We start from the raw sequence: 13,217 nt of genomic DNA, 5'->3' as shown, positions 1-13,217 counted from the left end.
TTTTCATTTTTTGGGAATCCGATGGGGTGAATATCATTCTTATTGAGGCAAGGAATGTAGAGTGGCGCTCACGTTGAGTTCAATGCATGTGGAAAAGACATGAAAATATATACAGTACATACAGTGGCATCGAACGATATTGAAGCGGGGGGCAAACATGACATTATTTGAAGAGTGTGTTTATGCAATAGGCCATGAGAACTTGAGGATGTTAACGAGCGGGGAAACCGAAACATATTTTGATTATTTGTGCACATGATTCCCGATCTTGCCTTGGGGGAGAATCGATTGGGAAAAGGTATCGGAAAAGAAACACATAAAGCATGCATCGGAAGTAGTTGATTGGCTGCGGCAAAGGGGAATTGATCATTACGATGTGATTGTGCTATGGAATTATTCTGATAACCCTGGCATCCAGACGACATTAGAGAGAGTTCTGCATGCTATTGATGATGTGGTGGCAGTGGGGTCAGACACTTTTATTCTTTGCCAACATGGAGAGTATGCAATCGAATGTTTTCATGATGGTGTTGTGACGATCGGTGTTCCTGAAAAGAAGAGGCATTTTCATGCTGGAGAGGAGGGGGAGTCAAATGATCATTGCCAACAACTATAAAGAAATCAAAGACCATTTTGACTTCACAGATAGCATTATAACGGATATCAAGTGGAACAATCCGTTAGATTTGTCTATCACAATCGACTATTATTGGGATGTACAGGAGAATAGAGAGGAAAATAGAACATTCGTGTTGCATTTTACGGATTGCTTGGCTGTAGAGTACACAATGAGGAAGGAAGTCATAGGAATGTCGAGGGAGGATCTCCATTTTGACAGCTTGTTTACCATGATTCGCTTCGAACATGCAGCAGCAGATTCAAGCGGATTTCAGCATTTTCGTATCTATACCTTTGATTATACAGAGCCGTTGCTGCAAATTATTTGCAAGCAGGTTCAGCTGGAAGAAGTGTAGGTCATTGTTGTCAGGGGGGGTAATGATCGCTTTATTTTGGGTAAAGAAAAGGCGAATCGCTCCGCCTTTTTGCATGGATTGACGCACGGGACATAAGCTTCTCGGGGCCAACTGGCTCGATGCGAATGGCCTGTTCATCTCAACTGAGGGATTTACATGCACCGTTTTTCCAATTATAATGATATTTAGAATAACCGTTGCCGTTCGGATGGATGGCAGGTCAAGAGAGGGGGCGGCATCGCCGCTCCTTTTGTATTCATTGCCATGGACGGGAGGGAATGCTTTGTATTCGCGAATTGCCTTATTCGTGGGACAGTGATTTTTTGCCCGCGTTACAAATCGCCCCAATCAGAAGGAGTGCATATCACCCTTTATTATTCCGACAGCAATGATGAGATTCGCCCGCACGATGAACTGTTAGATCTTGTCGATGACAGGAAAGTAATCGATGCGGAATTTCTCCACAGCATTCGACGGGAATGAGAAGGCGATTGTGTACAATTGTTATTTCCTAAGGGCGCTTTTTTTCGATTTCAGCCGCCTGTTTGAGAAATGCCACCGCAACATTGCACCAATTGCTCTCTTCAGCTGTGAGGCCCTCAGCAATGAACTTTCCGTGTTTTCAATGGTGTTTCCCTTTGGCGAAGTGTTGCAGTTTCGCTTTTCCCTGTGGAGCTGTGCAAGCAACACTAACGGAATGACATTCAGTATGACAATCCGGTTGCTGAATGGAGTATACTGGAAGTGAACGATTTGCATCCCCATATGTTTGACTTGACCGAAAAAGCAGTTTGGAAACATCAGCCGAGCCGAGAAAAAGTGATTGAACAATGGGAAACGAGAGTGCTCATCGAAGTATCTTAGCTAGAAAGGAGCGCACCTTGGGTCTGTAAGATATCAACAAAACTGAAAAATGATGTAAGGGATTTTGTCGGAAAATATTTTTTGGACACCCCTGAGGGGCCGAAAAGTCTTGATAGATCAACATTTCTAGAGGGAGGGAGAGGAAATTGGATTTCCGTGATATCCCGCAACTCATTGCCCGAATGCTCATGGAAGTGATTCAAACGCATATACCGCACCAATGGATATACAACGCTGAACCATTCATCAACCCCAACGGCAAGATCAGCTATGACTATTCCGGTGAAGTGAGGAAAATGAAGAAGGAAGAGTTTGCCGAGCTTGTCCGATCGTTGGGGAGAAGTAAGGGCTCGCGATTTTATTGTTCTCCGTTAGATGAGTTGTTAAACAACGTTTACATTGATCAATGGGTGCCGACGTATATGTCTAACTATGGAAAGCATTGGGTGACATACTGTGACTTGCTTAGGGAAACATTTGATCAATGGAAGTACAGCCACTTTGAGATTTATGACGAGGACGGGAATGAGGTCAATGAAGATCTCAACTTGCAACTTGATGAAATATTCGAAGATTTTTTAGAGAATACTTCGCACGAGCCATTTGTTAGAGAAATTGAAAAAACGATTGCCTAATACGATGGATGTCACCTTGAAATGTTTCGGGTGTAGATGGCTTATATGACGCTTTGGCGGCATGGAGCCGTCTTTTTTGCTGCTATAAAATGTGTTTTTCATCAGCCTTCTTGAAAAATCTCTGCGTTTTTTCTCGAGATGGTGGCGAAATATTCAACGATTTTGTAAAATTATTATGAAGGGCGATGTTGGGATGGCTGTGTTGATGTTATGGATATACGATGTTGCATTGAATTATAGTAATATATTTTGTTCAAATTGATAATAGTGACATACTATTAATCAATTGTGTTATAATAAATGTTGAAATCGCCCTCAAAAATAAAAGGGGTATCGGTGGAATCATTTCGAGCGCTCGCTCGATGGTCTTTTACAACTATTCATGGATAGGGATGGTAAACATGGGAAACAGACAAACCAAAACGGATGTCATCTTAATCGGCGCGGGCATTATGAGCGCGACGCTGGGGACGCTCTTGAAGGAATTGGCGCCCGAGTGGGACATTGTCGTCTTTGAAAGACTGGAAGAGGCAGGAGCGGAAAGCTCCAACGAGTGGAACAACGCCGGGACGGGGCATGCGGCGCTGTGTGAGTTGAACTATACGGTTGAGAAGGCCGATGGGTCGATTGACATCGGCAAAGCGATTAAAATCAATGAGCAGTTTTACGTCTCTTTGCAGTTTTGGGCTTATTTGGTCAACAGTGGTATTCTTCGTGACCCGAAAGATTTCGTCCGTCCGCTGCCGCATATGAGCTTTGTGCAAGGGGAAGACAATGTGGCGTTTTTGAAGAAGCGCCACGAAACGATGGCGGCCAATCCGCTGTTCAAAGGGATGGAATTCACAGATGATCCGAAGAAGCTGGCCGAATGGGTGCCGCTCATGATGGAAGGGCGGGTGGTGGACGAGCCGATCGCGGCGACCCGCATCGAATCGGGGACGGACGTGAACTTCGGGGCGTTGACGCGCCAACTGTTTGAACATTTGAAACGGAAGAACGTGGAGATCCGCTACCGCCATCATGTCGAGGATATCAAACGGACAAGCGACGGCTTATGGGAGCTGAAAGTGCGGAATTTGGACACGGGCGCGGTGGAGCTTCATGCGGCCAAGTTCGTCTTCATCGGGGCCGGGGGAGGCAGCCTCCATCTGTTGCAAAAGTCCGGCATTCCGGAAGGGAAGGGAATCGGCGGCTTCCCGGTGAGCGGGTTGTTTATGGTGTGCAACAATCCCGAGGTCGTCGAGCAGCACCATGCGAAAGTGTACGGCAAAGCGAAAGTCGGCGCGCCGCCGATGTCGGTGCCGCATTTGGACACGCGGTTTATCGACAATCAAAAGATGCTGCTGTTTGGGCCATTTGCCGGGTTTTCGCCGAAGTTTTTGAAAAACGGCTCGATGCTCGACTTGTTCACCTCGATCAAGCCGCATAACGTCTTGACGATCTTGGCGGCGGGCGTGAAAAATATGTCCTTGACCAACTATTTAATCCAGCAAGTGCTGTTGTCGAAAGAACAGCGCATGCAAGAGCTGCGGGAATTCGTCCCGACGGCAAAAAGCGACGAGTGGGACATCGTCGTGGCGGGTCAGCGCGTGCAAGTGATCAAAGACACGGAAGCTGGCGGCAAAGGAACGCTGCAGTTTGGCACGGAAGTCGTCCATGCGGCTGATGGTTCGATCGCGGCGTTGCTCGGCGCGTCGCCAGGGGCATCGACGGCGGTTCATGTCATGCTTGAAGTGATGGAGAAGTGCTTCCCAGAACGGATGAACGAATGGCGGGCGAAAGTGAAAGAGATGATTCCGTCTTACGGCGAGTCGTTGATGAAAAACGAAGCGCTGTTGCGGCAAGTGCAAGCATCCACAGCCGAAGCGCTCGGATTGAACGGCCACTTTGCGATGCAGTTGGCGTAGGCCATAGGTCTTAGCAATGGAAAGGAAAGCCGAGAGCCCGTTGCTTAGAAGGAGCAGCCGCCTGGAAATGAAGGGCGGCTGTTTTTCTATTTCGTTTGCCGCTTGGTGTCGGAATGAAAGGGGCCTTGCCCTGTGGTTTTCAGATGCACGGCGGGGCGCAATCAAGTATACTGGAAAACAAAGACGTGAATGGAATAGCAATGGATCATCGAGGCTTGTTGAGACGATCTTGCGCTGCGGCCGCTGTTATCTTCCATGGAGAAGCAGTTGAAGGGGGTGAGGCTATGACGAGATGGGTGTCCTATTCAGAAAAGCGGCAGTTCTTAACAACGTTTTTGCAGCAGCATCGTTTGAAGCATCCCGATGCCCGATTTGTGCTGCAATACTTGCTTCAACACCCCCATTTGCTTGAGAACGTCCATTTTACGGAAACCGAGCAAAAGCAGGCGCGGTGGCTGATCATTTCGACTGCGATGGCGGAAGAGGAAGGGCTCGTCTTTTATCGGCGCGGTCAAAAAAGCACGAGCCTTGCCTCGATTATGGGCGATTTGGCGCTGCATCCGAACGAGACGCTCTATTTGACGCTCCATTTTCCAGGAAAGGCAAGGAATTTTTCGTACCTTCGGCTTATTGATCACCAAGCGTTTGAAAATGTCAGGCGGCACGAGCGGCATGAGAAAATGGCGAAGGCGGCCGAGCAAGTGTTGGATGAGGCGCTGAAACGTCATGAACTATCGGTGTTGAAAATGCAAATTGACCAGGCGCTTGACCGAAAAGATATGGCGTTGTTTCAACAGCTGACGGAACAGTTGAAAAAATACGAAGGACAAAACAGCTAAACGGGCTGCGGGCCTGCATGGGGCAAGCCCGCAGCCGGCGCTGGCCGCTGAACGCGGCAGTTGGGCATCGGGTGGGAGTGCTAGTGTTGCACCGTGAGGCAGCGTCAGGAAGGCGGGATGATGGCCTCGGCGACGTTGTAGTCGAACGAATCAAGTTCAGTCGGGCGGCCGAGCACAAGCTTGGCAAGTTCTGCGCCTAAATATGGCCCGACGGTGAGCCCGGAAGAGCCAAGGCCGTTGGCTGCGTAAAGGCCGGTAAAACCGGGAAGAGCCCCGAAGACAGGGAGAAATCCAGGCGTGCGCGGGCGGAACCCGACCCGTGTTTCCACGTAGGTGCACGCCGACAGCCCTGGCGCGACGGCGAGCGCTTTGTCCAGTATTTCGTGGATGCCGCCGGCGGTGGCGCGGACATCCATCCCCGCTTCATCTTCATGGGTCGTTCCGATGATGATTCGCCCTCCAGGGAAGGCGAGCATATACTGATTGTTCGGGGGCATGACGACCGGCCATCGGTCGGTCTCGCCTGCCAACCATTCGAGATGAACGATTTGTCCTTTTTGCGGGCTGACGGCAAACCGAACGCCCAACGGTTCGAGCAGTTCGCCAGCCCATGCGCCGGCTGTGACGATGACCGCTTCGGCCGTGTATTTCGCTCCATTGACTTTCGCGCCGATGACGCGGGAGCCTTCAAACAGGATCTGGGCGTTTCCGCGGATGTAGGCGGCGCCAAGCTTTTGGGCCGCGTTTGTGAGGGCGTCCCGCACCGACCGGCCGTTCACACGGGCGGCGCCGCTCACATATAGGGCATGATGCTCACCGCCAAGCGGCGGAAACAGCTCCTTCGCCTCATGGGGATGAAGCCGCACGATCTCTCCCATTTCCGGCGCGTCTTCGCGCCGTTTGCGAGCGCGCTCCTCCATTTGTTTCAGTTTCTGTTCGTCCGTGTGCAGCCATAGGGCGCCGACGCGCGCATAACCGGTGTCCGTTTCCCCGAGCGCTTGCAGTTCTTCGATGAGGGAGGGGTAAAACTTCGCTCCGTTTTTGGCCAATCGGTACCATTTTTGGTTGCGGCGCTGCGACAGCCAAGGGCAGACAATCCCCGCCGCCGCACCGGTCGCCTGCCCTTTGTCGCCGCGGTCGATGATGATCACGTTTGCGCCTTCCTTGGCCAAATGGTAAGCGGTCGAGGCCCCTAAAATGCCGGCTCCGACGATGATGTACTTCATTCATGAACACCTTTTCCTTTTTTCTACTAGCATACCATAGACGGCGCCAATCGGGAACCGGTGTGGGCCGGCCCGAAAGCCGGCAGGCGTCAAAAAGGCGCCCGCGTCAAACGGTGTTCGGCATATTTTTTCCGTAAAAGATCTCATCCATTTCCCTTCTCAGCTTGGCGGTTGTTTCATTCGCTTCTTGTTCGCTCAAATCCTCTTTTGCATAGCCAAACAAGTAGTTGTCCAAGTCAAACTGTTTCAACTTGCATTTTGTGTGAAAAATATTCTCTTGGTAAATGTTTACGTCGATCATATCGTACTTTTCGCGAATGTGCTCCGGGATATAATCTTGAATCGACGTAATGTCATGGTCGATAAACAGCTTGTATCCGTGAATGTCGCGCGTAAATCCGCGCACGCGGTAGTCGATGATCATAATGTCGGCGTCAAATGAATGAATCAAATAGTCGAGCGCTTTGAGCGGCGAAATTTCCCCGCATGTGACGACATCAATATCGGCGCGGAACGTGCTGATTCCGTCATTCGGGTGATATTCTGGGTATGTATGGACGGTGATATGGCTTTTGTCAAGGGAAAGCACCACCGCCTCCGGCAAAGGGCCGTCATCTTCGGGCACCTCGACGACCGGCCCCTCGGAAACGAGCATCGTCACGCTCGCGCCCTGCGGAACGTAATCTTGCTTGGCGATGTTTAACACATGGGCGCCGATCATGTCGGCGACACGTTTTAAAAGATTCGTCAGCCGTTCGGCATTGTACACGTCGTCAATGTATTCGATATACGCCTCCCGCTCCTTCGCCGTTTTCGTATAGCAAATATCGTACATATTGAAGCTGAGCGATTTCGTCAAGTTGTTGAACCCGTGCAGCTTGACGCGCGGTGTTTCGTTCATCGACGGGACCCATCCTTTCGTTTTTTCTTAATTTGTCCCGTTGCTGGCGAAGATAGTAATTTTTCATTTGAAATGGAAGAAAACGGAATATGGGCTTGCCCTAATGGTCTATGGCCATTTCCGGGAAGCGTCCGCTTCAGCTTGCCCGTTTCGCTTGATATTCTTGAATGACCGACCGGACAATGTGAAGGGAGTCCCACTCCTTCGCCGAAAAAAAGACGATCGGATATTTTTTCGGGAAAAGCGTTTCTTGAATTTGTTTCGGCGGCATGCCTTTTTCGTATAAATCGATGATGTTGCCTTGAAGTTCAAGCAAGTAATCGAGTTTTCGCTGCAAGGCCTCGCGCCCGTTTGGGAGATAGCCGGCATGGGCGCAGAAGACGTCGCCGAAATCGTATGTCAACACGTGTTGCAAGGAGGCGATGATCGCCGGGATGTTTTCCTCGCGCAAGATGACTTTCGTTTTCTCCTGACAGTACAAGTCGCCGCTGAACAATTGCCCCGTTTCGCGGTTCAAAAACGCCACATGATCGATGGAATGACCTGGCGTCGGGATGACGTCCCACGTTGCGCTTCGCGAGGAAAACGTCGCGCCGATCGGTTTGGCAACGAACGGGTCGCGCTTGCCCCAAAACACTTTTCGGTATAGCGGATAGTCCGCCTTTTGCTGGCAATAATGGATCATCAGTTCGTGCATGTAGATGGGCAGGCCCATCTTTCGCTGCAAAAATGCCGCGCAGCCGGTATGGTCTTCGTGATAGTGGGTGATGACGACTTGATCGATGTCTTGGTGTTGAAAAAACGAGGTGAATTCGTGCTCCATTGATTTGGCGCCGGTGTCAATCAGCACCCCATCGATGACAAAGCAGCGGACGGTGAGGCGGACGCCTTGAAACGTCGCCGTTCCTTTGGCGATATGCACGTTTTGAACCACTTCCGTTTCAAACCGTTTTTTGATCACTTTCTCGATCAGCATGGCGAACGGGCCTCCTTATTGGTGTGAGGATGTTGTTACCATTATACCACAACAGAATGAATGTTCATTCATTTGTTATTGGCGTTTCACACCCATCATGTGCTTGATGGGATGGAGAAAAGCGATGCTACAGTTAAGCTTACTTCAATCAAGCGTCTGTGAATATCCCCTCTTTTGGGGGATTGAACGTTTGATCAAAAGGAACGATTCGGAAATATGCAGGGGATGGTTTTGCGCAACTTGTATGATAAAATGATAGAAGATCGTATCGGAATGCGGATGCAATGGATGGACATTTGCGCCGACGCCTCCAATGGAGGACCGTCCATATTTCCGAAAGGTGAGAAGGGGATGTTCATGAAAACCGTTATTCACGCTTTCGTCATTTCGATCATCGTTCATGTCGTGTATTTGGCATCAACCATCGGCATAGGGTATTGGAAAACGAAGCTTTACAAGCCCGATGTGGAGAATGCTTGGGAGAAAGCGGCCATGCTGCAAAATGAAGTGGTGTTTGGCCACACGGGGTCGCCGATTTTGTATTTGGTGTCGTTTGTTGGAGTGGCAACGGTCGTCGCTTTGGTAATGCACGTGTACCAAATGGTTCGCGGCTGACAAAAAGGAAAAGGAAAAAGCCGGTCCCGAAGGGGAACGAAACGTGTTGGGGCGGCTTTTCCTTTTCTGTTTTGTTTCTGAAAGATCTATCTCGCCTATAACCGAAAAGGTGGGTGGCAGCAGTGTCGTTGTCAATACGCTGTCCAGCCGGCGTCGGCAACGATCACGGCGCCGTTTAGAAAACTGGCATCGTCGGAAGCTAAAAACAAGGCGATGCTGGCGATTTCTTCCGGCTCGCCTGCACGAGGGTTGAGAGCCGCACCTGCCATGGCCCTCTCCATTCCGAATGGATTGGGCGCAGTGATCGTGGCGCCGATGTTTGTACTGACGCCCCCCGGTGCGATGGCGTTGCAGCGGATACCTTCTTTTGCATATTGAAATGCCACGTTTTTCGTCAGTCCAATGACAGCATGCTTTGAAGCAGTATAGGCGGCTCCGGCTCGCGAGCCATAAAGTCCGCCAACGGAGGCGATGTTGATGATCACCCCGCTTTTTTGGGGGAGAAAAATGGATAGTGCTTTACGAGTCGTACGCATGACGCTTGTTACATTAACCGCAAACACTTTCTCCCACAGCTCGTCCGTCACCTCGGCAGCAGGAACAAAGTTGTCCATAATTCCAGCATTGTTGACTAAAATGTCGAGTGAGCCGAACGCTTGCAACGTCTCATCGATTAATCGTTCCACATGTTCCTTATTAGCGACATTGGCGGTGATGCCGATAGCTGTTCCACCGTTTTCTGTAATCTCTTTGACCACAGCAGACTGCCCTTCTTCGTGAATGTCTGAGACGACTACTTTTGCTCCTTCTTTGGCAAACAACAGTGCTATCGCTTTTCCCATCCCTGAGGCGCCTCCAGTAACAACGGCAACTTTTCCCTCTAATTTCATAGCGCAAGCTCCTCCCTAATTTCAAAACATTATCTTTTCCATTTTGTACCCATGCGCTTGTCTTTTGTCACAGGAAAGATCAAAATATTTTTCTAGTTTATATTAGTGCATACTTCCACTGATCGATCCATACATTGAAAGAAGAGGGGAAACAGGGAGGGAAGAGCGTGCAATTTTACTACGGCCCACACATGCCGCTGCGCGTTTTGGATGAGATTGAATTCTGGAAGCACCAAGAGGAAGAACATACGGTCGTCATTCGCGAGCTTGCGTCTGGATTGGAAGCGCCATATGTAGAAGCGTTGAAAAAATGGGAGGAGGCGCTTTCGGCTGCGCATCAGCACGCGGTCCGTTATATCGAATCGGTGGTTCGGGCCGGCCATTATGTTCCTGAACAACTGCATCAACAAGTGCTCCATTTTGTGTCGTACTGCCTAGAGCAGAGCCTTCAGTTCATCGAATTATGCCGGCAAATCAAAACCCGCAGCAAAGCCGTCAGCCAAAACCCGACCGCCAAGGTGGTGCTCGATCACATCATTCGCGAATCGGAGTATTTTGTCGGCATCGCGCAGTTGTTGCTGTACGGTACTCATTCGGCATTGGCTGCACTGCGGACAGATTCATCGGCGACGTCATAGATGCAATGTAGTATAATGGAATTGGGTGCTTCCACCTATTATGATGAGCACGAGGGGGACATAGCTGTGATTGTCACGACCACCAATACCATTGAGGGAAAAGAAATTGAAGAGTATTTGGGCATCGTAGCGGGAGAGGTCATTTTGGGCGCCAATGTCGTCCGTGATTTTCTCGCCAGCATCACCGACATCATCGGCGGGCGGAGCGGAACGTATGAAAGCAAGCTGGCCGAAGGGCGGGAGATGGCGATCAAGGAGATGGTCAATAAGGCGAGAAGCTTGGCGCCAACGCCGTCATCGGGGTGGATCTCGATTTTGAAACGCTGCGCGACGGCATGATGATGTGCATTGCGACGGGGACGGCGGTGCGGCTGAAATCGTAATGGGAAAGCAGCGGGTCTATCGGCCCCTGCTTTTTTTTGCTTTGTCGGCTGCCGTTGTGGGGGTGTCAGTGCATCGGCTGTTGATGCTGATGGGGTTTTGCAGCTTGAAATAGGATTGACAGAAGAAAAAAAAAGCGGTTTATGATTCGCATATATGAACAAATGCTCATATATTAAAATGTGAGGGAACAGCCATGAACGCAGAGGATCATTCGTTTTTAGATGAAAGTGTGATTGAGGAAGTGTCACGGATCTTTAAAGCCCTAGCGGATCCGACTCGGATGAAGATGTTGTATTTGTTGTCGCAGGAAGAATGCCATGTAGGCCATATTGCGGAAGTGCTCGGCATGTCGCAATCGGCGGTTTCCCATCAGTTGGCGCTGCTTCGGACGTTGCGGCTTGTGAAATATCGCCGTGAGGGGAAGATGTTGGTTTACTCATGTGATGACGAACATGTCATATCGTTGCTAAAGCAGGCGATTGATCACGCACAACACCAATAAATAAGGAGAGAAGATGGATGCATCATCACGCGCACGGCCATTGTGATCACCATCACGGGCATCATCACGGCAGAGAAGGAAATCAAAAAGGGCTGGCGATTGCCCTCGGTGTAACGATCGGGATCATGGTGCTCGAGTTTGTCGGCGGGCTTGTGACGAACAGCCTTGCTCTTCTTTCGGATTCGGGGCATATGCTGAGTGATGCCATTTCGCTTCTGTTAAGCCTGGCGGCGGTTTGGCTGGCGGCGAAGCCCGCGTCGCCGAAGAGAACGTATGGATTTTACCGGTTCGAGATTTTAGCGGCGCTAGTAAACGGGGGCACGTTGGTGGGGATTGCCGCTTGGATTATTTGGGAAGCGGTCGCGAGGTTTGTGAATCCACCTGCTGTCGCGAGCGGGCCGATGATGGCCATTGCTGTCATAGGGTTGCTGGCTAATTTGGCAAGCGCTTGGGTGTTAATGCGCAAAGGGGATGTCAAAGAGAACGTCAATGTCCGCAGCGCCTATCTTCATGTGCTTGGCGATGCGTTAGGCTCGGTCGGGGCGATCGCGGCGGGGCTTGTCATCTGGCTGTTCGATTGGTACGCGGCTGATCCGCTCATTTCCATTGCGGTGTCGGTGCTGATTTTAAAAGGGGCGTTGGCCGTGGTGAAACAGACGGTGCATATTTTAATGGAAGGAACGCCGGCGGCGATTGACCATGGGGAAGTAAAAGCGGCGCTCTCCGGCATTGATGGCGTGATCGATGTGCACGATTTGCATATTTGGACGATCACCTCGGGGCTTGATTCGTTAAGCTGCCATTTGCTCATTGAGGAAGGTTGCGATGGGCAGGCGGTTTTGCAGCGGGCGATTGATTTGATCGAGACGCGCTTTCACATTCGCCATGCGACGATTCAAATCGAAATGCCGCATATTCGCCATGGGGAGATGGAAGTATAGGGGAGGGCTGCCAAGCTTCTCCCCGTGTTTTTTAGGATCTCCAATTGTGTTGCAACGTTTCAAGGAAGATACGTACATTTTGCTTGTTTTCCATAATCGGTGCACAAATATAGGAAAACATTCGGTAAAACGGTGGATGGTTCAAGTGAACGATGGACAGGTGGCCGTGCTCGATGTCGCGGGCGACGACGCTGCGCGACAGCAAGGACAAAGCGTTGCCGTTGATCAGCGTTTCTTTAATGCCTTGGTTGCTGCTGATGATCATGAGCGATTGGATTTTCAGCCCGTTCGAGCGGATGAAATGATTGAAATATTCCCTTGTCCCCGACCCGACTTCGCGCGCCACCCACGCCTCGTTTTGCAGCTCGCTGATCGTGACTTCGCCTTTTTGCGCTAGCTCGTGCCGCTTGGAGGCGACGATGACGAGCTCGTCTTGCATAAACGGGTGGACGGACAATTCTTTTTCGTTCGTTTGCCCTTCGATCAAGCCGATGTCGACTTGATACGATTTGACGAGTTCGACAATTTCTTTCGTGTTGCCGATCATCACCTCAAGCTCCAATTCTGGATAGCGCTTTTGGAAATCGGGCAAAAGCGGGGGCAAAATATACTCTCCAATCGTAAAGCTGGCGCCGATGGTCAATTTGCCTTTCACTGAGTGATGGTGCTCCAAAATGTCTTGCTTCGTTTGTTCATAGAGCGCCATCATTTGTTTGGCGCGATCGTACAAAAGTTCACCTGTCGGCGTCATGCGCAGCCGCTTCGGGGAGCGGATGAACAGTTTCGTCTGGAACTCCTTCTCTAAATTTTTAATGTGCAAGCTGACACTTGGCTGGGATAAATGGAGAATTTCCGCCGTCTTTGTGAAATTTTTCACTTCTGCTAACGTAATGAACGTCTTCAACTCGTCGTAATACATTGGCCA

At 50.3% G+C, this 13,217-nt stretch carries 14 protein-coding genes and 1 pseudogene; 10 read left to right on the top strand and 5 right to left on the bottom strand.

The annotated features are described in order from the left end of the window. The first annotated feature begins 268 nt into the window (after positions 1 to 268). The 5 genes from I656_RS18645 (at position 269) to I656_RS0115595 (ending at position 5,219) form a co-directional block, all read left to right on the top strand. Entirely contained in the window at positions 269 to 616 is a 348-nt protein-coding gene (locus I656_RS18645; protein WP_020755101.1) for a hypothetical protein, read from the top strand. Further along, the gene (locus I656_RS07870; RefSeq protein WP_050488640.1) at positions 594 to 974 is read left to right on the top strand and encodes a hypothetical protein; all 381 of its coding nucleotides are present in this window, start codon (positions 594 to 596) and stop codon (positions 972 to 974) included. The genes I656_RS18645 and I656_RS07870 overlap by 23 nt, the downstream gene beginning before the upstream one ends. A 1,010-nt stretch (positions 975 to 1,984) precedes the next feature. After that, a complete protein-coding gene (locus I656_RS07875; RefSeq protein ID WP_020755097.1) occupies positions 1,985 to 2,473 on the top strand; it encodes a hypothetical protein in 489 nt (162 codons plus the stop codon). A 392-nt stretch (positions 2,474 to 2,865) separates the two neighbouring features. Then, positions 2,866 to 4,380, top strand: a complete 1,515-nt coding sequence (locus tag I656_RS07880; RefSeq protein WP_190300167.1) for a malate:quinone oxidoreductase — start codon at positions 2,866 to 2,868, stop codon at positions 4,378 to 4,380. 284 nt (positions 4,381 to 4,664) lie between these two features. Continuing rightward, complete coding sequence (locus I656_RS0115595; RefSeq protein ID WP_015374576.1) at positions 4,665 to 5,219, top strand: YpiB family protein; 555 nt, start codon at positions 4,665 to 4,667, stop codon at positions 5,217 to 5,219. A gap of 104 nt (positions 5,220 to 5,323) precedes the next feature. Here I656_RS0115595 and I656_RS07885 read toward each other — a convergent pair whose 3' ends face one another. From I656_RS07885 to I656_RS07895, 3 genes are all read right to left on the bottom strand, one after another. Next, positions 5,324 to 6,445 (bottom strand): FAD-binding oxidoreductase, encoded by a 1,122-nt coding sequence (locus I656_RS07885; RefSeq protein ID WP_015374577.1) that lies wholly within the window; start codon positions 6,443 to 6,445, stop codon positions 5,324 to 5,326. Between the two features lie 106 nt (positions 6,446 to 6,551). Next, positions 6,552 to 7,346, bottom strand: a complete 795-nt coding sequence (gene speD, locus I656_RS07890) for an adenosylmethionine decarboxylase (RefSeq protein WP_015374578.1) — start codon at positions 7,344 to 7,346, stop codon at positions 6,552 to 6,554. A 136-nt stretch (positions 7,347 to 7,482) separates the two neighbouring features. Beyond that, complete coding sequence (locus tag I656_RS07895; protein ID WP_020755094.1) at positions 7,483 to 8,322, bottom strand: MBL fold metallo-hydrolase; 840 nt, start codon at positions 8,320 to 8,322, stop codon at positions 7,483 to 7,485. Between the two features lie 357 nt (positions 8,323 to 8,679). On the opposite strand from I656_RS07895, the gene I656_RS0115590 reads away from it, so the two are divergent. After that, on the top strand, positions 8,680 to 8,937 hold the full coding sequence (locus I656_RS0115590) for a membrane protein (protein WP_033005632.1): 258 nt from the start codon (positions 8,680 to 8,682) through the stop codon (positions 8,935 to 8,937). A gap of 131 nt (positions 8,938 to 9,068) precedes the next feature. Here the strand turns inward: I656_RS0115590 and I656_RS07900 are convergent, their stop codons facing one another. Beyond that, a complete protein-coding gene (locus I656_RS07900) occupies positions 9,069 to 9,827 on the bottom strand; it encodes an SDR family oxidoreductase (protein WP_020755091.1) in 759 nt (252 codons plus the stop codon). A gap of 167 nt (positions 9,828 to 9,994) precedes the next feature. Between I656_RS07900 and I656_RS07905 the strand changes: the two genes are divergently transcribed. From I656_RS07905 to I656_RS07915, 4 genes and pseudogenes are all read left to right on the top strand, one after another. Continuing rightward, the gene (locus I656_RS07905) at positions 9,995 to 10,465 is read left to right on the top strand and encodes a DUF2935 domain-containing protein (RefSeq protein WP_011230900.1); all 471 of its coding nucleotides are present in this window, start codon (positions 9,995 to 9,997) and stop codon (positions 10,463 to 10,465) included. A gap of 66 nt (positions 10,466 to 10,531) precedes the next feature. Then, positions 10,532 to 10,848 (top strand): annotated as a pseudogene (locus I656_RS0115585) (YbjQ family protein). 194 nt (positions 10,849 to 11,042) lie between these two features. Beyond that, positions 11,043 to 11,351, top strand: a complete 309-nt coding sequence (locus I656_RS07910) for a helix-turn-helix transcriptional regulator (protein ID WP_011230902.1) — start codon at positions 11,043 to 11,045, stop codon at positions 11,349 to 11,351. Positions 11,352 to 11,368: 17 nt separating this feature from the next. Next, positions 11,369 to 12,292 carry a cation diffusion facilitator family transporter gene (locus tag I656_RS07915; protein ID WP_020755087.1) on the top strand — a complete coding sequence of 308 codons (924 nt, stop codon included), beginning with the start codon at positions 11,369 to 11,371 and terminating at the stop codon, positions 12,290 to 12,292. A 31-nt stretch (positions 12,293 to 12,323) separates the two neighbouring features. On the opposite strand, the gene I656_RS07920 is transcribed toward I656_RS07915, so the two are convergent. Beyond that, positions 12,324 to 13,211: a LysR substrate-binding domain-containing protein gene (locus tag I656_RS07920; RefSeq protein ID WP_033005623.1), complete on the bottom strand. Its 888-nt coding sequence runs from the start codon at positions 13,209 to 13,211 to the stop codon at positions 12,324 to 12,326. Between the last annotated feature and the right edge of the window lie 6 nt (positions 13,212 to 13,217).

The organism is Geobacillus sp. WSUCF1, assembly GCF_000422025.1.
Taxonomy (GTDB): Bacteria; Bacillota; Bacilli; order Bacillales; family Anoxybacillaceae; genus Geobacillus; species Geobacillus zalihae.
This window is presented reverse-complemented; position numbering and strand designations above follow the sequence as displayed.

Bases quoted from the DNA above. Each gene is read 5' to 3' on its own strand.
- I656_RS07885 (WP_015374577.1), bottom strand. From the start codon at position 6,445: ATGAAGTACATCATCGTCGGAGCCGGCATTTTAGGGGCCTCGACCGCT.
- I656_RS07870 (WP_050488640.1), top strand. From the start codon at position 594: ATGATCATTGCCAACAACTATAAAGAAATCAAAGACCATTTTGACTTC.
- speD (WP_015374578.1), bottom strand. From the start codon at position 7,346: ATGAACGAAACACCGCGCGTCAAGCTGCACGGGTTCAACAACTTGACG.
- I656_RS07910 (WP_011230902.1), top strand. From the start codon at position 11,043: ATGAACGCAGAGGATCATTCGTTTTTAGATGAAAGTGTGATTGAGGAA.
- I656_RS0115595 (WP_015374576.1), top strand. From the start codon at position 4,665: ATGACGAGATGGGTGTCCTATTCAGAAAAGCGGCAGTTCTTAACAACG.
- I656_RS07880 (WP_190300167.1), top strand. From the start codon at position 2,866: ATGGTAAACATGGGAAACAGACAAACCAAAACGGATGTCATCTTAATC.
- I656_RS07915 (WP_020755087.1), top strand. From the start codon at position 11,369: ATGCATCATCACGCGCACGGCCATTGTGATCACCATCACGGGCATCAT.
- I656_RS07900 (WP_020755091.1), bottom strand. From the start codon at position 9,827: ATGAAATTAGAGGGAAAAGTTGCCGTTGTTACTGGAGGCGCCTCAGGG.
- I656_RS07895 (WP_020755094.1), bottom strand. From the start codon at position 8,322: ATGCTGATCGAGAAAGTGATCAAAAAACGGTTTGAAACGGAAGTGGTT.
- I656_RS07920 (WP_033005623.1), bottom strand. From the start codon at position 13,211: ATGTATTACGACGAGTTGAAGACGTTCATTACGTTAGCAGAAGTGAAA.
- I656_RS0115590 (WP_033005632.1), top strand. From the start codon at position 8,680: ATGAAAACCGTTATTCACGCTTTCGTCATTTCGATCATCGTTCATGTC.